Annotated in this window: 12 protein-coding genes; 6 read left to right on the top strand and 6 right to left on the bottom strand. The window is 70.1% G+C overall.

The window, feature by feature from the left end; all coding sequences use genetic code 11:
* Positions 1-4: 4 nt before the first annotated feature.
* Positions 5-1,105: a LacI family DNA-binding transcriptional regulator gene (locus tag DI269_RS23405; RefSeq protein ID WP_198667680.1), complete on the bottom strand. Its 1,101-nt coding sequence runs from the start codon at positions 1,103-1,105 to the stop codon at positions 5-7.
* Between the two features lie 244 nt (positions 1,106-1,349).
* Here DI269_RS23405 and DI269_RS23400 point away from each other — a divergent pair, with 244 nt between their 5' ends.
* Together DI269_RS23400 and DI269_RS28730 are read left to right on the top strand one after the other, a co-directional pair.
* Complete coding sequence (locus DI269_RS23400; RefSeq protein ID WP_112140465.1) at positions 1,350-3,008, top strand: AbfB domain-containing protein; 1,659 nt, start codon at positions 1,350-1,352, stop codon at positions 3,006-3,008.
* Between the two features lie 76 nt (positions 3,009-3,084).
* Complete coding sequence (locus DI269_RS28730) at positions 3,085-7,365, top strand: Ig domain-containing protein (protein ID WP_157975176.1); 4,281 nt, start codon at positions 3,085-3,087, stop codon at positions 7,363-7,365.
* A gap of 105 nt (positions 7,366-7,470) precedes the next feature.
* On the opposite strand, the gene DI269_RS23390 is transcribed toward DI269_RS28730, so the two are convergent.
* The 4 genes from DI269_RS23390 to DI269_RS23375 all read right to left on the bottom strand — a co-directional run bounded on the left by DI269_RS23390 (position 7,471) and on the right by DI269_RS23375 (position 11,884).
* Positions 7,471-8,676, bottom strand: coding sequence for an FAD-dependent oxidoreductase (locus DI269_RS23390; protein ID WP_112140461.1), 1,206 nt, complete (start codon positions 8,674-8,676; stop codon positions 7,471-7,473).
* A gap of 220 nt (positions 8,677-8,896) precedes the next feature.
* Positions 8,897-9,652 (bottom strand): dienelactone hydrolase family protein, encoded by a 756-nt coding sequence (locus DI269_RS23385; RefSeq protein ID WP_112140459.1) that lies wholly within the window; start codon positions 9,650-9,652, stop codon positions 8,897-8,899.
* A gap of 299 nt (positions 9,653-9,951) precedes the next feature.
* Positions 9,952-10,806 (bottom strand): hypothetical protein, encoded by an 855-nt coding sequence (locus DI269_RS23380; protein WP_112140458.1) that lies wholly within the window; start codon positions 10,804-10,806, stop codon positions 9,952-9,954.
* Between the two features lie 112 nt (positions 10,807-10,918).
* Positions 10,919-11,884 carry an AraC family transcriptional regulator gene (locus tag DI269_RS23375; protein ID WP_112140456.1) on the bottom strand — a complete coding sequence of 322 codons (966 nt, stop codon included), beginning with the start codon at positions 11,882-11,884 and terminating at the stop codon, positions 10,919-10,921.
* 126 nt (positions 11,885-12,010) lie between these two features.
* Between DI269_RS23375 and DI269_RS23370 the strand changes: the two genes are divergently transcribed.
* Together DI269_RS23370 and DI269_RS23365 are read left to right on the top strand one after the other, a co-directional pair.
* A complete protein-coding gene (locus tag DI269_RS23370; protein ID WP_112140454.1) occupies positions 12,011-13,102 on the top strand; it encodes a Gfo/Idh/MocA family protein in 1,092 nt (363 codons plus the stop codon).
* Positions 13,103-13,458: 356 nt separating this feature from the next.
* Entirely contained in the window at positions 13,459-15,318 is a 1,860-nt protein-coding gene (locus tag DI269_RS23365; protein WP_157975175.1) for a hypothetical protein, read from the top strand.
* Between the two features lie 68 nt (positions 15,319-15,386).
* Here DI269_RS23365 and DI269_RS23360 read toward each other — a convergent pair whose 3' ends face one another.
* Positions 15,387-16,565, bottom strand: a complete 1,179-nt coding sequence (locus DI269_RS23360; RefSeq protein WP_112140450.1) for a serine hydrolase domain-containing protein — start codon at positions 16,563-16,565, stop codon at positions 15,387-15,389.
* A 90-nt stretch (positions 16,566-16,655) separates the two neighbouring features.
* Here DI269_RS23360 and DI269_RS23355 point away from each other — a divergent pair, with 90 nt between their 5' ends.
* Both DI269_RS23355 and DI269_RS23350 read left to right on the top strand, forming a co-directional pair.
* Positions 16,656-17,204 carry a TetR/AcrR family transcriptional regulator gene (locus DI269_RS23355; protein ID WP_112140448.1) on the top strand — a complete coding sequence of 183 codons (549 nt, stop codon included), beginning with the start codon at positions 16,656-16,658 and terminating at the stop codon, positions 17,202-17,204.
* A 128-nt stretch (positions 17,205-17,332) separates the two neighbouring features.
* Complete coding sequence (locus DI269_RS23350) at positions 17,333-18,322, top strand: LacI family DNA-binding transcriptional regulator (RefSeq protein WP_198667679.1); 990 nt, start codon at positions 17,333-17,335, stop codon at positions 18,320-18,322.
* The last annotated feature ends 43 nt before the right edge of the window (positions 18,323-18,365 follow it).

Genomic DNA, 18,365 nt, shown 5'->3' with positions numbered 1-18,365 from the left:
CGCCTCAGGCGGATTCGCGCCATAGGATCGACGGCACGATGCGGCGCGCCGCGGCGTCGCCCTGTCCGCTGAGGGCCTTTGCGACGACATCCGCGACCTGCTCGGCGAACTCTGTGCCCAGTATTGCGAGGGTGGTGAGCGCGGGGGAGGTCACGGCGCCGAGCGACAGGCCGTCCACGCCGACCAGCCGCACCTGGCCTGGCACGTCGATGCCGCGCCGGTGTGCGGCTCGCAGCGCACCCATCGCCATGAGGTCGCTGAAGGCGATCACGGTGTCGGTCTCGGGGAAGCGGTCCATGAGTTCGTTGAAGCCGAGCTGGCCGGCGTCCATCGACTGCGGCGGTGCCTCGCAGACGACGACGGCCTCGGCCGAATGCGCGTCGACGGCGTCCTCATAGGCGATCCGGCGGCTGCTCGGCTTGTAGATCGTGCCGAGCGGTTGGCTCTCGAGCAGGCCGAACCGCTTCGCGCCGCGCTCCCGCAGTTCGGCGGCGAGGCGCGCGAAGGCGGGGCCGAAGTCGAAATCGACCGAGTGGAGGCCCTCGGCGGTCGCGGTGCGGCCCAACAGGACCAGCGGCACGCCCCGGGCGGCCGAACCCAAGGCCGCCTCGTCGGTCTCGCCGAGATACCCGACGACCGCATCGACCTGGCTCGCCAGCCGGCCGATGAGCTGCAATTCGGGTTCGTCCTCGTGGGAGAAGATCGACATCTGCCAGCCGCGCGCCGAGGTCGCGTCGAGCAGGTCCGCGGTCAGCTCCGAGTAGTACGGGTTGCGGAACGAGTCCACGACGAACGCAATGGTCTTGGTCTTGGTCGAGCGGGCCAGGTTCGAGGCGAACCGGCTGGGGCGGTAGCCGAGCCGCTCGCTGACCTCCAGTACACGGGCGCGCGTGGCCTCGCTGATCCGCGGCATCCCGTTCATAGCCCGGGTCACCGTCTGGCGCGAAACGCCGGCTTCCCGGGCGATGTCCTCGATCGTCACACGTCGCTGCATACCCCCATTATCCCAGCCGACGCCGCTCCGGTCGGAACGCGGTTTCACCGCCACACCCGAACGCGGCCCGCCAGCCGCGGCGCCCGTCACTACTGCCAGGAAAACGACCATGAGCAATCGCATCAACGTCCGCATCGGCGCCCCGGTCGCCCCACGATGGCCTTCAGCGATTCGGCGGCGGACGAGGTCGTGTCGCCGCCCACCGCCGCGCATCCGCGCCTCAGGCCATTCAACATATTGACATTGATGCATAGAAAGCGCTATCGTACTCATCTGCGTGAGCGATCACGCGAACAGGACGCGAATCGCGATGGCATCCCCCGGCATCGTTCATCGCATGGCGCAAAGGAGCACCATGTCCCAGCTCGACACCGGCCGCCTCGGCAGGCGGCCCCTCCTCAAAGGCGCCGCCGTCACCGGCGGCCTGGCCCTCGCCGGGCTCGGCGGCTCCGCCCTCACCGCCCCGCAGTACGCCGAAGCCCAGACCGTCGGCATCCAGGCGGTCGGCCACCCGGCCATGCTCCACACCCAGGCCGACCTCGCCTACATCGCCGCGAACCTCACGGCCGAGCCCTGGCTCTCGGGCTGGAACATGCTCACCGCCAACGGGCACTCGCAATCCACCTGGACACCCAGCGCCACCGCGGTCATCACCCGCGGCGGCTCGGGCACCCAGAACTACGCACTGCTCTACCGGGACGCCCACGCCGCCTACCAGAACGCGCTGCGCTGGCGCATCGCCGGCACCACCGCCAACCGCGACGCCGCCGTCGCCATCTGCAATGCGTGGTCGTCGACGTTGACCGAGATCAACGGCAGCACCGACGCGCTGCTGTGCGCCGGGCTCCAGGGCTACCAGTTCGCGAACGCCGCCGAGCTCATCCGCGACGCGCCCGGGTTCGACCTGGCCGCGTTCCAGGCGATGGCGCTCGCGGTCTTCCACCCTCTGACCAGTGGATTCCTCAACGCCCACAACAACACCTGCGCGACCCACTACTGGGCCAACTGGGACCTGGCCGCCATGAACGCCGAACTCGCCATCGGCGTCCTCTGCGACGACGACACGATCATCGACCAGGCGCTCGACTACTTCTGGAACGGCGTCGGCAACGGCTCGATCCGCGGCGCGATCCCCTTCACCCACGACGACGGCCTCGCGCAGTGGCAGGAGTCCGGCCGCGACCAGGCCCACGCCGTCCTCGGCATCGGGCTCATGGCCACGTTCATGGAGACGGCATGGAACCAGGGCATCGACCTGTACTCGGCCGACGACAACGCGTTCGCCAAGGCCTGCGAGTACGTCGCCTCCTACAACCTCGGCAACGACGTCCCCTACACCACCTACAGCTGGGGTTCGGGCACGACCTGTGCCTACAACGAGCAGACCGCGATCAGCGCCGCCGGCCGCGGCACCGTGCGGCCGGTGTGGGCCATGATCCACCACCACTATTACTCCCGGCGCGGCCTCGACCTGCCGAACGTCGCCGCGATGGCCGCCTCGGTCGCCTCTGAAGGGGGCGGCGGCGACTACGGCTCGACCTCCGGCGGCTACGACGCCCTCGGCTTCGGGGGCCTCCTCTACAGCCGCGCCCGGGCCACCGTGCCCTACAGCCGGATCCAGTCCTACAACTTCCAGACCCACTACTGGCGCCACGCCGGCTTCGCCGCGAACATCTCGACCGGCGCCAGCCCCGCCGAGGACACCTGGTTCCAGGTGGGTGCGGGCCTGGCCGACCGGGCCGACGACTGCGTCTCGTTCGAATCCGTGAACCTCCCCGGCTACTACCTGCGCCGTAACGGCTCCGTGCTCAAACTCGAAGAGCACGACGGCTCCGCGGCGTTCGCCGCGTCCGCCACGTTCCGTGCGGTCGCCGGGCTCGCGGACGCCTCCTGGACCTCGTTCCAGCTGTACGACGACGCGACCCGGTATGTGCGGCACGGGTACTACATCCTCCGCGCCGATGTGATCGGCAGCGGCGCCTACGGCGACGCGACCTTCAGGATCACCGCCTGACCCTTTCCGCGGGCCGGGTACCGCCGTGCCCGCGGCCGCCCCGAACCACCCGTCCCCTCACTGAAATCAGGAACCGATGACACGAACCAGGCAGAGAAAGCGCTTGCGCCCCATGGCGTTCGCCGCCGCACTCGCGACCGGGATAGGGCTGCTCGCCCTGCCTCCGCAGGCGGCGCAGGCCGCCGACTACGACGACCTCATCACCGCGAACGTCGTGGCGATCAATGAGACCGTCTCCGACCAGGGGTTCGTCCACCCTGGCGTCGGATTGACGGCCGAGGACCTGCGCAACGCCCAGGAGATGGTCCGCTCAGGGCAGGAGCCGTGGGCCTCCTACTTCGAGGCCATGGCGGACACCGGCTTCGCCGGCACCGGATATCGGGCCTCGAACTCGAAGTCCGCGGCCCAGCCGGACCAGGCGCTGACCGACACCTACACCCAGGGCGGGATGCGCACCCGCCAGCGCAACGACTCGTTCGGTTCGTTGACCCAGGCGCTCATGTGGGTCATGACCGGCGACGAGGTGTACCGCAAGAACTCGGTCCAGTCGCTGCGCGCTTGGGCGGACATGAACCCCGAGGGGTACGCGTACTTCCCCGACGCGCACATCCACACCGGGCACCCGCTCTACCAGCATTTGATGGCCGCCGAGATCATCCGCGCCACCGAGCCGCTCGCCGACGACACCCCGGGGACCTACAACGGGTATGACGTGGTGTGGAGCGAGACCGACGACGCGAACCTGCTCACCAACTACGCGAACCCGGTGGTCGAGGTCTTCAACTTCTCGAACAAGAAGTGGATGAACCAGCACAACTTCGGGCTGTTCGGGCGGATCGCGACCGCGATCTACGCCGATGACGCCGAGGGCTACGCCACCGGCGTCGAGTGGCTGACCGTCAACTCCACGTACGACGGCTACGACAACGGGGCGATGGCCCCGCAGATGCCGCTGATCGAGGCCGACGACCCGATCAACCCGTACGGGTACGACTTCGTGCAGGTCAGGGAGATGGGCCGCGACCAGGCCCACGGTGAGTGCAACATCGACAACTTCACCGGCCTGGCCCGGATGCTCGAAGTCCAAGGGACGAAGGTGGACCCGACCGCCGGGACCGTCTCGACCGGCGACGACGCGGTGTCCGCCTACGACTTCCTGGGCCAGCGGCTCCTGGACGGCGCGAACCAGTTTTTCGGGTTCATGCTGGGATCGCGCATCCCCTGGGTCGACGAGCGCGGCGAGGGCTGGAACGGCAGCGTCTCCGAGGCCTACCGGGGACGGATGTTCAACGCGGTCAACGAGCTGTACTACGAGTACAAGTACGAGCGTGGCGTGGACGTGGAGACCGAGGCTCCATGGGTGGCCGAGCTGTCCTCCCGCATGGACGGCCCCTACTTCTACTCCGGGACCTCGGTCGCGAACTTCTGGGGCGCCGGGGACAAGAACCCCGAGTACTGGGTCGCCTTCCCTGAGGAACTGGCCGGAACCGCCCCGCCCGCGCTGCCCGAGAATGCGGCGCTGACCTTCGAACGGGCCGGGCTGACCCTCGACGAGGGCACTGAGATGGTGACCGAGGACGGCGAGACCTTCGCGCGCGCCTCGCTCTCCGAGACCGGCACGGTGAGTGTCGTCAACCGCGTGATGTGGGGGACGGGGACCGTCCTGGGCCTGAAGTACCGCAGCGACGGGCCCGCCGACCTGGAAGTCCTCCAGAAGGAGGACCCGTCGGGGATCAACCCGGACGAGTACGACTTCGACCCGATCACCTCGCTGGAGCTGCCGGACACGGGCGGCGAGTGGCGATACGTGGCCTATCCGGCGGGCGGCCAGAACGTCCAGTTCTACCGCCTCACCGGCGCCGAGGGCACCACTGTGGACCTGCACGGCGTCATCCTCACCGGCGCGACCGACCTGACCGCGCCGCAGTTCGCCCAGAGCGACAGTACGTACTACTTCACTGAGCGGCAGGTGAAGTCGATCGACCTCTCGGCTGTCGACACCGGCGGGGACGCCGCCTACACCGCCCACGGCCTCCCCGAGGGCGCTTCCGTCGACGCTGCCACCGGGCAGCTCGACTGGGACCCGGCCCGGCGCCAGTCCGGCCGGTATGAGGTGCAGATCGTCGCCGACGACGGTGAGACGGTCGCCGCCCGCACGTTCGAACTCGTGGTCTCCAAGAACCGCGCGAAGACCATCGATGCGGTCGTCGCGGACGGCACCCAGAAGTTCGCGGTCTACACCATGGTCACGCACGAGCCGTACCTGGCCGCGCTCCGCGAAGCGAAGGAGGTCGCCGAGGACGGCACGGTGGATGAGTTCGAGACCGCGCTTACCGAGCTGCTCGCCGCCGTCAAGGCACTGCGGCTGCTCAACCCGCACTTGGGGGACGGCACGCTCGACTTCGGCGACGGCGTGGTCTCACCGACCGTGATCACACCCGCAGCGGTGAACCTCCTGTCCAGCGAGGGCAGCGAGGGCGGCATTCCGAACCTGACCGTGGCATCCTTCGTGCTCGACTTCGGGCCCCAGTACCGGGTCGCCGCCGACTCCTTCAGCTTCCTGGGCAACTTCACGTTCGGGAACCGCATGGAGGGGACCAACGTCTACGGCTCCACCGACGGCATCACCTGGGACCTGTTGACCGAGCGGGACACCGAGAACACCAACCTGTGGGACACCATCGGCGTCGTCGATGAGCACCGGGGACAGCAGTACCGCTACCTGAAGCTCCAGGTCGACAACCCGGGCATCGCGACCGACCCGGCCTATCCGGGCCTGTGGTGCTTCCAGCGGTTCCGCATCGACGGCGTTCGCTCCGAGGTACGGGGCGACATCGACACCGTGTCCGTGTCCTCTCCGGACGCGCTCGCGAGCCGCGTCACCGAGGGCGACGACGTCACGGTGGCCTTCTCCAGTCCCACCGAGATCTCGGAGGTCAGTGTCTCGGTCGGCGGCCAGGGTTTGGAGGCGTCCAGTGAGGACGGCCTGTCGTGGACTGCGACCGGTACCCTCGGCGCGCTCGAGGGCGGAGAACGGCTCGACATCGCCATCGACCACACCACCGCCAGAGGCCAGAACGCCGCGACCATCCACGGTTCCACCGATGGCACCCACCTGTTCGGCTCCGACGAGTCGAACCTCATCGACATGTCCAATCCCGCAGTGGTGAACGCGAACGGCGAAGCCGACCAGGCCAAGGCCGCACAGGCGGCGCTGCTGCTCGACGGCAAGACCACCACGCAGACCAGCGTGCCCGCCGTCGACGGGAAGTTCCACCTGATCTGGGACTTCGGCGAGGGCTCGACCTACAGCCTCGACCGGATCGACTACCTCGCCGCCTCGAACACCAACGGCATGATCCGCATGCCCGACCTGGTGTTCCAGGGCTCCAACGACTTGGAGACCTGGACGACCATCGCCGAGCAGCCGTTCAAGACGATGCAGTGGCAGTCCCTCGAAGGGACCGACACCGGCGACTACCGCTACCTGAGGATCAGCAACTCGACGTACATCGACATCACTGAACTGAGGGTCTTCGGCACGCTCACCCTCGACATCGACCCGATCTTGGCCCGCGCCGAGGCCGTCGACCTCGACGCCTTCACACGCGGCTCCCGGATCCTGTTCCCCCGCGAGGTCGCCGAGATCCGGGCGGCCCTCGAAGCGGACGGGGCCGACGGGACGGCGCTCGCGCTGCGTCTCTTGGACGCTTGGGACCTCTTGGACCCCTTGCTGACTGAGGCGCCCGCGGCGATGGACGCGTCCTGGGTCGCGGCCAGCACCGCCACCGCCGACGGCGCGACCACCGCGGCCGCCAACGGCTGGCGCATGTTCGACGGGAACACCGCCACCTACACCGACACGACCACCAAGGCCTGCACCAACACCGTCCTGCCGACCGACGGCACCGCGTTCACGATCGAGGCCGTCCGGTACCACCCGCGCCCGGGCGCGGTCTCCCGCTCGACCGGGATGCCGATCCAGGGCTCCAACGACGGCGGCGCCACCTGGACCACCTTCGCCGGCACCGGCACCCCGGTCGCGGGATGGAACACGCTGACCCTCACCGACCCCGTGACCTACGAGGCCGTCCGGATCAGCGGCGGCAACGGCTACTGCAACGTCGCCGAACTCCAGTTCATCGTCGCTGTCATCGACAAGACGGGCCTGGAGGTCCGCCTCGCCGACGCCGCCGCCCTGACCGAGACCGACTGGACCGCCGACTCCTGGGCGGTCCTGGCCGCCGCCCGCGACGCCGCCCAGATCACCGCCGACGACAAGGGCGCCACCCAAGAGGAGGTGGACACCGCCGCTGACGCCCTCGCCAACGCGATCGACGCACTCGTCGAATCCTGACCACCCCGGAAATGAGAGCCCGGGCGCTGCGGCGCCCGGGCTCCAGCCGTGAAAGAAACCCATTCACGACTAGTCGGCAGCGTCGTGATCTGGCTTGAACGCGGCCTACTCAGGCAGCGGGAGGTGGCCGATCACCTTCTGCCCTACCGCTGCGGACATCCGAAGCGCCTTGTACCCGTAGTCGCGCATGGCCTGTTCGTAGGCGCCGATACCGTCCAGCAGTTCCTTTCCTCCCCGGGCGACGGCGAGCAGTTCCCCTCCGAGAACGTGAGCGTCGCGCAGCGCGGTGTTGGCGCCGATGCCCAAGGCCGGGCTCATGGCATGGATCGCGTCGCCGATGACGGTGACGTTCGAGGGCTCCCACGCAAGGACGGGAACGCAACTGCGCAACTTCAGCGCCTGCACGGTGGCGGTGTCCCACAGCCGGACCGTCTCGACCAGGGACGGATGCCAGGAGGCCACGCGTTCCAGCGCGTACGCCTTCAGCCGCTCGGGGGTGGCGGTGAACAGCTCGGCGTCGGGCATCATGCGGCTCGCAACGGAGTTGAAGATGCTCAGCGCGTAGTTCTTGGTGGCCTCGTCCTGGAATCCCTGATCCTGCTCCTTGATCAGCGCGGAGCCGGGGTCGCAGCGTTCCAGCGGGCCGAGCGTCAGTCCGGTGAAGTCGGAGTCGAATGCCAGCGAGAAGGCGTTGAAGAGCTGAGCTGGCAGCTCGGCCTTGGTCTCCTCGGTGATCGGGACCTTCGCGGCGATGTGCCGCGCGCCCAGGTCGGCGACCTTCACCTGCGGCAGTCGCTGATCCCGCACTGCCGAGTTGATGCCGTCCGCTGCGATCAGCATGTCGGCCTCGACACGCTCCCCGTTGTCCAGGAGCACGGTGACGGTGGAATCCGGGTTGGAGCGGTACCCGGTGACCTTGGCACCGAAGTGCACGGCCTCTTCCAGGCCGAGATAGAGGATCCGACGCAGCGTCGAGCGGCAGACCACCAGGTGCTCCGGGATGTCGGTGGGCGCCCCGATGCCTTCGGTGGCGGACTTGTCGCGGCCCGGGCGGAGGTTGAGCTGTTCGTCGAACAAGAGCATGTCGTCATTGGGCATGCCGCAGGTGGCGAGGAACAGCTCCCACAGCCGAGGCTCAAGGGCGGCGTGCAAGGAGGAGGTGCCGGTGGAGTTGATGTGGATCCGGTAGCCGGCCTCGCGTGCGGCGATGCCGGTGTCGCGTTCGTAGACGGCCACCTGCAGGCCGTGCCGGTTCAAGAAGTGTGCCAGCGTCATCCCGGCAAGACCGCCGCCAGCGATGACGATTCGCATTCCAGACAAGAGTACTCCCAGTGAATTGGTTTCGCATGAGGGAGCACACTGGATCTCTCCTAAGGAGAGGAAGATTGACGCGGCCGGACACAATAGTGAACGGATGCGCTCCGGACTACCGACCGGGAAGCAATTTCGTGTGCTATGGAATTGTCCACCGGCATGTTCCGATGGGACGCCGGACCGATTCTGCGGCCGCGGCACCTGCTACTTCAGCGCGTCAAAGTGTGCGCGCGAAAAGGCCCAGCAACGCCGCCCAGTGGCGTTCCGCGGCTTCGGCGTCGTATGCGGCGGTGTCGGCCTGGGTGAAGCCGTGCTCCGCGCCGGCATACACCTCGCAGCGGTGGCGTACACCAGCTGCGGCGAGGGCCTCGTTCAACCGCTCGATCTGCTCGGGCGGAAGCGCGCGGTCCCGGTCGGCGTGCCCGAAGTACAGCTCGGCCTTGATACGGTCCGCGAGCAGGTGCGGGCTGTCGGGAGCGGCGGAAGCGAGGTTCGCGCCGTGGAAACCGGCTGTGGCGGCCACCCGGTCCGGATAGGCACCGGCCGTACGCATCGCCAGACCCGCTCCCATGCAGTAACCGGTGACGCCAACGGGCCCGTCCTGGACCATCGGGCACTCGGCCAGCCAGCGCAGGTAGGCATCGGCGTCTCTCATCGCCATCTCAGGCGTCAGGGACATGATGACCGGACTGAGCCGCTGGAAGAGCTCCGCCCGCTCGGCCGGGCCCACGAAGTCCGGCAGATCGATCACCGGCGCTCGCCCATGGCGGTAGAAGACGTTGGGCGCCAGAACGGTGTACCCGCCCGCGGCCAGTCGGTCGGCCATCTTCTTCAGGTGCGGACGAAGTCCGAAGGCGTCCATATACAGCAGGACGGCCGGATATGGGCGAACGCTGTCAGGGTGCGCCAGGTAGGCATCGGCCGTGCCGTCCCGCGTCGCGATCTCAATGTTCGTACTGTGCACCGCATTCATACGAAGCCCTTTCTTTCGTTCGGACAGCATCTGACTGAGGATTCCGATACGGAATCGGCTTGGCATTGCGAATGGGACCGGGACGGCCCCAATATTCGATGTTAGCTGGCGACACGGCATCAGAGAGGTGCATGAAGCAGGTGACGCTTCCCCTATTTTCAATCCTTGACTCATTTCGGAAACTCTGGTCAGGCGACCCGACTTGACAGATAGCAGGATATCTGCTCGATCGAATACCGTCACGTCGGACCGGATCACTCCTTGATTGGGAGTGTCGGGGAAAGGTGACAATTATGTCTTCACGCTCCCCTGGGCTTGAAAGTCATCAGCATTTCCTGAATCAAACATCTGAAGCGCGCGTGGACCGTATCGAACGGTTGGAGTGGGAGCTGGGCGAGGCTGGCCCGGATGCTCTCGGCCTCGCCGTAGCGGTCGCCGATCTCGATCATGAGCGCCATGGCGTGCTCGCAGTAGGTCAGCGCCCGGTGCTGGTCGCCGACGCGTTCGTCCATGTCCTGGCAGAGGAGGAGGGCCCCGTCGAGGAGCGCCCGGCCGTCCTCGATCCGGCCGGTGTGGCTGAACGCCTCGGCGAGCAGGCGGATCACCCGTACCTGCGCATCGGAGTCCTGGAGCCGACGTGCGGCTTCCAGGGCGGTCTGCCAGACGGCGGCCTGGTCCTGCCAGCTTCCCTGGTCGAGATGGTCCCGCAGCGTCCAGGACAGCCGCCAGCAGTGCGCGTCGAAGCCGTGTTCGGCGGCGTAAGCGCGCAGCAGGTCGTGGAACGCGTATCTGCCGGGCCTCGGCTCGACGAGCAGGTTGGCGCGGGTCAGTTCGGTCAGGAGCCGCTGCGTCGGCTTCAGCGCCGCCCCGGCGATGCTGGCCGCGAGGGCGAGCGAGAGTTCCGGCCCGGGGTGGAGGCTCAGGAGCCGGAACAGCCGCGCGGACCCGGAGGACAGCGCCTGGTATGACGAGGCGAACACGGCCCGTAAGTCGGTGGCGGGGTCGGAGTCGGCGAGTGCGTCGAGGCGGTCGCTCGCCTCGTGCAGGTCGGATGCCAGGGCCCCCAATGGGAAGTCGGGCCGGGCGGCGGCACGGGCGGCGACGATCGCCAGCGCCAGGGGCAGGCCGGCGCATGCGTCGAGAATTCGCTGCACGGCTTCGGGTTCGGCGGCCGTCCGGGACTGGTCGAGTCTCCTGTCCCGGCGGGCCGTTGCAGGACGCGGCAGAGTGCGATCTGTCGGCCCACAGCTCCCCTCGGGCCCGCGGTCAGCTCGCGGCGCGGTCGCCCCGGTGCTCTTCCCGGAGGGTGGCCCTGGGGCGGGTCGCTCCGCGCTGGGCCGAGGTCGTCGGATTCGAGCGGTAGCGTCCCGGCGCGGTGCCGTGGAGGCGCTTGAACGCCTTCGCAAAGGCGTACTCCGACCCGTATCCGACCTGCTTGGCGATCGCCGACAGCGGCGCGTCGCCCTCCCGCAGCCGCCGTGCCGCGGTGATCATCCGCCACCGCGTCAGGTAGGCGAGGGGCGGCTCGCCGGCGCTGGCGGTGAAGCGCCGCGCGAAGGTGGCCCGGGACATGCCCGCGTGCGCGGCGAGCGCCTCGACCGTCCACTGCCGGGCGAGGTCGTCGTGGATCGCCCCGAGCGTGGCGGCGAGGTCCGGGTCGTGGAGGGCCGAGGCCCAGCCCGTCCCGTCCGGCTGCTCGGCCAGCCAGGCCCGCAGGATCTGGACCAGCAGGACGTCGAGCAGCGCGGGCGCGGCGGCGTCGGCGCCGGGGGCGCGGTCCTCCAGCTCGGCGGTCAGGAGGTCCACGGTGGCGCGCAGGTGCGGGTGCCTGCCGAGGCGGGCGGGTACGTGCACGACCTCGGGGAGGGCGTCGAGCATCGGATGCGACCAGGCCCGCTCGAACTCGTACACCCCGCACAGCAGCGTGGTCCTCGGTCCCGGCCCTTCGATGACCTGCGGTTCGCCCGGCCCGGCGGTCTCGGTCAGGGGCGTGCCGGGGGCGTCGGCGAGGCCGTGGCCCTGGTCGCCGTAGAGCAGCACGACGTCGCCGACCGAGAGCGGGATCGGCTGCGACCGCTGGGGAATGAGCCAGCACGACCCCTGCATCACCATGTGGAACCCGGCCCCGGGCACCCGCGGGTAGGCGCGGCCCCACGGGGCGTCCCGCACGGTCAGTCCGAATCCGGGGCGGCCGACCCGGGTGGCGGCGATCATGTCGCTGAGCACGTCCATGCCCTCATCCTATCGTCCATTCGAGTGAGCGTCTGAGACATCTTTTCGCCGCGTTCGATCATTGATGCGCTCGACGCGGCCGGATAGCGTCGTCTTCACTGACACGGTTGAACGACAGGAGCGATCATGGCCAACGGCATCGGACTCGGCATCATCGGCGCGCACGCCCAGCGCGGATGGGCCCGCGCGGTCCACCTGCCCGCACTGCGGGAGTCGCCCGACTTCGACGTCGTGGCCGTCGCCTCCACCGGCGCGGCGCAGGCCGCCGAGGCGGCCGCGGTGTGGGGCGCCGAGCGCTCCTATGCGGACGCGCACGAGCTGCTCGCCGACCCCGCCGTCGAGGCGGTGCTCGTCGCCGTCCAGCTCCCCAAGCGGGGCGACCTGGTCGAGGCCGCGATCGCGGCGGGCAAGCACGTGTACGTCGAATGGCCGCTGGCTCCGGACGCCGACACCGCCCTGCGGTACCGCGACCTGGCCGAGGCCGCGGGGGTCCGGCACGCGGTCGGGCTCCAGACCCGCAACCACCCGGCGATCCGGTACCTGCGCGAGCTCATCGCCGCCGGGGAGATCGGCGAGGTGCTCTCGGCGTCGCTGCACTACTCGATCGGCACGGCCGAGACGTGGTCGGAGCGGTACGCCGACCTGTTCGACAAGACCAAGGGCGTCAACCACCTCGCGGTGGTCGGCGGCCATGCGATGGACCAGTTCGGGCATGCGCTCGGCCCGTTCACCGAGCTGACCGGGCGCCTGTCGACCCGCATCCCCGAGGTGCGGATCGCCGAGACCGGTGCGCCGCTTCAGGTCACCTCGCCCGACCAGATCCTGGCCCACGGCGTCCTGGCGTCGGGCGCTCCGGCTTCGGTCCACATCATGACCGGCGGGCCCGCCGGGGCCGGGTACCGCCTGGAGGTGCAGGGCCGCACGGGCCGCCTGGTGCTGGTCTCCGCGGACGAGTCGCTGGTCGCGCCCCGCTACACCCTGTCCAAGACCACCGCCGCCGGGACCGAGGCGATGCCGGTGCCAAAGCGGCACTGGACGAACGGCTCGGACAATCCGTCGCCTTCGGACAATGCCGGCGAGGTCTACCGCGGGTTCGCCGCCGCGATCCGCACCGGCGTCGCGGCCGAGCCGAACTTCGACACCGCCGCCACCGTGCACCGGACCCAGGACGCCATCCGCACCTCCGACGCGACCGGCCTCCGCCAGACCCTCCGGTAGCAGCAGCTGGTCGGGCAGCTGTGGGTCGATGTGCGGCCGCGGATTCGGTCCGCGGCCGCACGCATATGGCCGGCTTGATTTTTTCAGCTTGTTCGCGCGAGGTGGCCCCGGCAGTACCGCGAGGCGATGCGCCCATCGAGGTCAACGCCGGATATGACGTCCCTCGCCTGGACCTCCGGCTGCGTGACCTGCGGCGGGCCCGGAATGATCTCCTGCCGGAAGTCGGCAACCGGACCGAAGGGCTGCGCCCGTATGTACAGCGTCGGATTTCGGGCACTCGCCCGACCGGACAGGGACGGTCGCGGTCCCGGCCGTCCTCGCTTCAGCACGCTCGATCGATCGGATTCGGAGTACTCATGCGCACAAGTGTGATCGCCGCAGGTGCGGCCCTGGTGGCCGCCGTGTCGGTGCCATGGTCCGCTGCAGCGCAGCAACCCGTGGAGGAGGCAGAACCGCTCCCGCCGGCCCCGGCGCAAGTCGTCCTGCCGACCGGCGAGACCGTCGGCGTCGAGGCCGACGGGATCCTGGACTTCAAGGAGCCCGACACGTCCTACACGGTCGTGCGCGGCGCCGACGGCGACCGGTTCACCGTCCCGGCGCAGGCGCTCGGCGAGGTCGCCTCAGGCGCGATGAGCCTGGGCGGCTTCAACGTCGACGACCCTGGGGAGGAACCGGAGGAGCCTGCCGAGGAGGGAACGGCGGTCACCGTCACCGGCAAATGGCTCGACGGGTCGGCGCCGTACGTCATGGGCGTCTCCGTGGTGAACCTGGAGACCGGCCAGGCCTCCCCGCCGACCTTCTTCGACGGGGGCAGCGGCGTCGGCGAGTTCCCGCAGGGCGACTACCACCTGGTCGCGGTCATGCACAGCGACTACAGCGAAGGACAGGACTACGAGTTGGCCTTCATGATCGAGGAGCTCGAAGTCGGCGACGAGCCGACTGCGATCGAGTTCGACGCGACCGGAGCGGAGCCCGTCGGGTTCGACCTCGACCGCGAGGTCGTCGCCGAGAGCGTCATCGTCGAGGCCTTCAGCTACGCGCCCGGCACCGACCGAGGCGCCTGGACCGGCCTCACCGCCCACCCCGGCGGGCAGGTCTGGGCCGTCCCCACCGACGGCCTCTCCGGCGACCGCGACACCGGGATCTCGGTCCGCGCGGGCTTCTCCAGCCCCGAAGGCGCACCAGAACCCTACGGCTACAACCTGTTCCGCATCGAGACCGACGGTATCCCGTGCGACATGGTCGAAACCGTCCACGACCGGGACCTCGCCCGGGTCGACACCGAGTTCCAGTCGCTCGGCACGCCCACCACCCTCATCCGCATGGACATGGCCGTCCACCCGGTGTACGAGCCGTTCGCGTTCACCTCGCACGGCACCGTGCCCGTGCCCTCCACCCGCACCGAGTTCTTCACCGCGAGCGAGGACCTGTACTGGGAGCAGCGCGGCGTCTTCCCCTTCGAGCGCCCCGCGAGGATCTCGGACTGGGTCTACCGCGACGCCGGCGTCCTCGAACCCGGGCAGGCCACCACCGCCGTGTGGAACGACGCGGCGGTCTCGGTCGGCCTGGAGAACCACGGCCAGGACTACCCTCCGGCGATGTTCTACCGCTGGGACGCGACCGAGGCGGTGTTCTTCTCCCCGTGGATGTTCTCGACCTCCTCAGGTGACGAGGCCGTCCAGACCGAGTACCTGCCCGGCGAGATCGCCATCGCCAACAACGGGATCCAGGTCGCCGCGAGCGACCGGATCGGCACCATCGTCGATCCCGCGGCGCTCGCACCCGGCCGGCTGACCGTGACCGCCGCGGCCGAGCGCTCCGTGCCGTGGACGACCCTCGGCACCCGCTCCGCGGCCGCCTGGGACTTCGCCTACGACCCGGCCGCGAACCCGGCCCTGCCGGTCTCGGTCGTCGAGTTCACCCCCGCGGGGATCGAGAACGGCGCCGTCGAAGCGGGAACGGTGCAGGACTTCGCGCTCGAATTCGTCCAGCAGCCCGGGGCCGACGACCAGGACTGCGCCGCGATGACCTTCGAGATCTCCTTCGACGACGGCGCGACCTGGACCGAAGTGCCGATCGACCGCACCGGCGACACCGCCGCCGCCGCAGTCGAACTGCCCGAGAGCCCCGGTTTCGCCTCGGTCCGCTTCACCGCCGCCGACGAGGCCGGCAACACCGTCGTCCACGAGACGATCCGCTCCTACGCCCTCCGGTAGCCGATCGGACGAGCACTGACCGGGCCGCAGGGGCCACCGTGAAGGTCGACCCTGCGGCCCGTCCCGCATCAGAACAGGCAGGCGTTGAGGGCGTCGACGAGGCCGTTGACGCGGAGGTCGTTGCCCTCCAGCAGTTCCGAGCCGCGGTTCGGGGTGTACGCGAACGCGATGCCCGTGGCGGGGTCGGCGTAGGCGAAGGAGCCGGTCGCGCCGCCGTGGCCGAAGGCCGTCGACGGCAGGCCGCGGGGCGTGAAGGGGCCGCCGGGGAGCATGAAGCCCAGGCCCCAGTCGGTGCGGATGCGCAGGACCGCGTCGGTCCCGCTGGAGTGGCTGCGGGCGGCCTCGGCCGCGAGGCCCGGGCCGATGAGGCGGCGGCCCCCGACCTCGCCGATGAGCGCGGCGAAGAGCCGCGCCAGGCCCGCCGCGGAGGCGACGCCGTCGGTGGAGGGCGCCTCGACCTCGGTGAACTTCGGGTCGGTCGCCTCCTCCCAGCCGATGTGCATGGAGCCGTACAGGGCCCGGTAGGTGAGCGAGGCCGGGTCGCCGAGCGCCTCGTACAGCGGCAGGAGCTCGGGGACCTGGCTGCCGAGCTGCACCGACGCGGCCGTGTCGGGCAGGACCAGGGCGGCGAGCCGGTGCCGCTCGGACGCGGGCAGGCCGATGCGGCAGTCGAGGCCGAGCGGCCCGGCGATCTCGGCGGCGAAGTACGCGCCGACCGTGCGGCCGGTGACGGCGCGGACGACAGCGCTGAGCAGGTGCCCGAAGGTCACGCCGTGGTAGCCGTGGGCCGTGTCCGGCTCCCACTGCGGCCGCGCCGCGGCGATCGCGTCGAAGACCGGCTCCCCGGCCGCCAGGCCCGCGTACGTGACCGGCGCGTGTTCGAGGGCGACGACGCCCGACCGGTGCGCGAGCACCGTCCGCAAGGTGATGCCCCCCTTGGCTTCCGCGGCGAACGCCGGCCAGTACGCGGCGACCGGCCGTTCGAGGTCGAGCACGCCCTGCTCGACCAGGGCCAGCGCGCTCGCCGCGGCCATCGCCTTGGTGGTCGAGGCGATCGACACGACCGTGTCGCGCCGCCACGGCGTTCCGGCGGCCGGGTCGGCGAGGCCGCCCCACAGGTCCACCACCGGGACGCCGTCCCGCAGGACCGCGACCGCCGCCCCGACTTCTCCTTCCTCGCTGAAGTTCTGTTCGAACCGTTCGTGGACCGCCTCGAATCCCGTTGCCGTCCAGCCGTTCACGTTCATGCGATGCCCTTTCGAAGTAGCCTACCGACCGTTAGGTAGAGAAGCGTAACCGCCCGACCGGACGGTAGGCAAGGGGGCTAGGATGACTCCGTGAGCGATACCGGTTCGACCCGAGACAAGATCCTGGCGGCGGCCTGCGAGCTGTTCGCCGCCCAGACCTACGGCAAGGCCTCGATGAAGCAGATCGCCGACCGCCTCGGGATCGCCAAACCCTCGCTCTACCACCACTTCCCGAGCAAGAGCGCGATCCTCGACGCGCTCATCGGCGCACCGCTCGACGAGCTCGCCGCGGTCGTCGACGCCGCCGGGCGCGACGGCGGCGACGCCCGCCGGGCCGTGCTGCGCGGGTGCATCGCCGTCATGGTCGACCACCGCGACGTCATGGGGCTGCTGCTGCGCGACGCCTCCGTCTACGGCGACGGCACCGTGCAGGCCGTCGGCCGCGTCAACGCCACCGTCGACCGCGCCATAGGCCTGCTCGCCGGCCCCGACCCCGACTGGCGCTCGCGTCTGCGTGCGGCCCAGGCGTTCGCGGCCGCCACCGACCCGATCGCCCAGTTCCCCGACGTCCCCGTCGACGAGCTCCGCGACGCCCTCCTCGCCGGAGCCGAGGCCGTCCTCGACCCGGCCGAGCGGTAGCGCACCGGCGGACACCGTTCCACGCCGGCCGAAGCGCGGCGGCGACCGCCGCGCAGTACCCTCGCCGCCGGGCCCCTCGGGGCCCGGCGGCCATAGTATTGGCGCACCAGTCGACGAAAGGCGGAGCCTTGGCCAAACGGGTGACGATCCTCGATGTCGCCGCCGAAGCCGGAGTGTCGCGGCAGACCGTGACGCGGGCGATGAACGGCATGGCCGACATCAACGAGGCGACCCGGCGGAAGGTCCTGGACGCCGCCGAGCGGCTCGGCTACCGGCCCAGCCGCTTCGCCCGCAACCTCGTGACCCGCCAGAAGACCCACGCCCTCGGACTGGTCGTGTCCTCCTTCCGCAACCCCTACTACACCGACACCGCCGCCGACATCCTGGCCGCGGCCGCCGAGCGCGGCTGGCAGGTCGTGATCGCCTCGGCCGAAGGCGACCTGGACGCGTCGCTCGAACTGCTCTCCGGCCAGGTCGACGTCATGGTCGGGCACTTCACCGGGAGCGACGCCGACCTGCTGGAGACCTGCCGCGGCCTGCCGCTGGTCCGCCTGGAGTCGCGCAGCACCCTCCCGGGCGTCCACTCCGTCGAGATCGACATCGAGACCGGCGTCGCCGAAGCGGTCGCGGCCCTGCGCGAACGCGGCGCGCGCCGCTTCGGGATGGTCGACTCGGCCTACAGCGCCCGCGACGGCGCCCGCTACGCGCCCTCGGCGCGCCGGGAGTGGTTCGAGCGCCTGGTCGGCGCCGACCTCACCGCGGTCGTGGCGGGGGAGGAGACGATCTCCGGCGGCGGCCGCGCCTTCGCCGAGCTGATCCAACGCCGCCCCGAGACCGACGCGGTGCTCATGTTCAACGACCTCATGGCGCTCGGCGCGGTCCAGAGCGCGCATACCCTCGGCATCGACGTCCCCGGCCGCGTCCGCATCGTCGGCATCGACGGCCTCGCCCTCGGCGAGGCGGTCGACCCGCCGCTCACCTCGATCGCGCTCGACCGGCACGGCCTGGCCTCCCACACCCTCGACATCGTCGAGATCCTCGCCAAGGCCGACTTCGCCCGGCTCGACCCGATCCACCGCAGGGCCCGCTCCAAACTGCTGTGGCGGGCCTCCGCCTAGCGCCCGCCGAACACGCCTGCGGCCCCGCGCGCCTCGCGCGGGG

Origin of the sequence: Glycomyces dulcitolivorans (assembly GCF_003265355.1) — a bacterium.
Classification (GTDB): domain Bacteria; phylum Actinomycetota; class Actinomycetes; order Mycobacteriales; family Micromonosporaceae; genus Glycomyces; species Glycomyces dulcitolivorans.
This window is presented reverse-complemented; position numbering and strand designations above follow the sequence as displayed.

Coding starts and splice junctions, on each gene's coding strand:
- DI269_RS23405 (WP_198667680.1), bottom strand. CDS start 1,105: ATGGTCGTTTTCCTGGCAGTAGTGACGGGCGCCGCGGCTGGCGGGCCG.
- DI269_RS23400 (WP_112140465.1), top strand. CDS start 1,350: ATGTCCCAGCTCGACACCGGCCGCCTCGGCAGGCGGCCCCTCCTCAAA.
- DI269_RS28730 (WP_157975176.1), top strand. CDS start 3,085: ATGACACGAACCAGGCAGAGAAAGCGCTTGCGCCCCATGGCGTTCGCC.
- DI269_RS23390 (WP_112140461.1), bottom strand. CDS start 8,676: ATGCGAATCGTCATCGCTGGCGGCGGTCTTGCCGGGATGACGCTGGCA.
- DI269_RS23385 (WP_112140459.1), bottom strand. CDS start 9,652: ATGAATGCGGTGCACAGTACGAACATTGAGATCGCGACGCGGGACGGC.
- DI269_RS23375 (WP_112140456.1), bottom strand. CDS start 11,884: ATGGACGTGCTCAGCGACATGATCGCCGCCACCCGGGTCGGCCGCCCC.
- DI269_RS23370 (WP_112140454.1), top strand. CDS start 12,011: ATGGCCAACGGCATCGGACTCGGCATCATCGGCGCGCACGCCCAGCGC.
- DI269_RS23365 (WP_157975175.1), top strand. CDS start 13,459: ATGCGCACAAGTGTGATCGCCGCAGGTGCGGCCCTGGTGGCCGCCGTG.
- DI269_RS23360 (WP_112140450.1), bottom strand. CDS start 16,565: ATGAACGTGAACGGCTGGACGGCAACGGGATTCGAGGCGGTCCACGAA.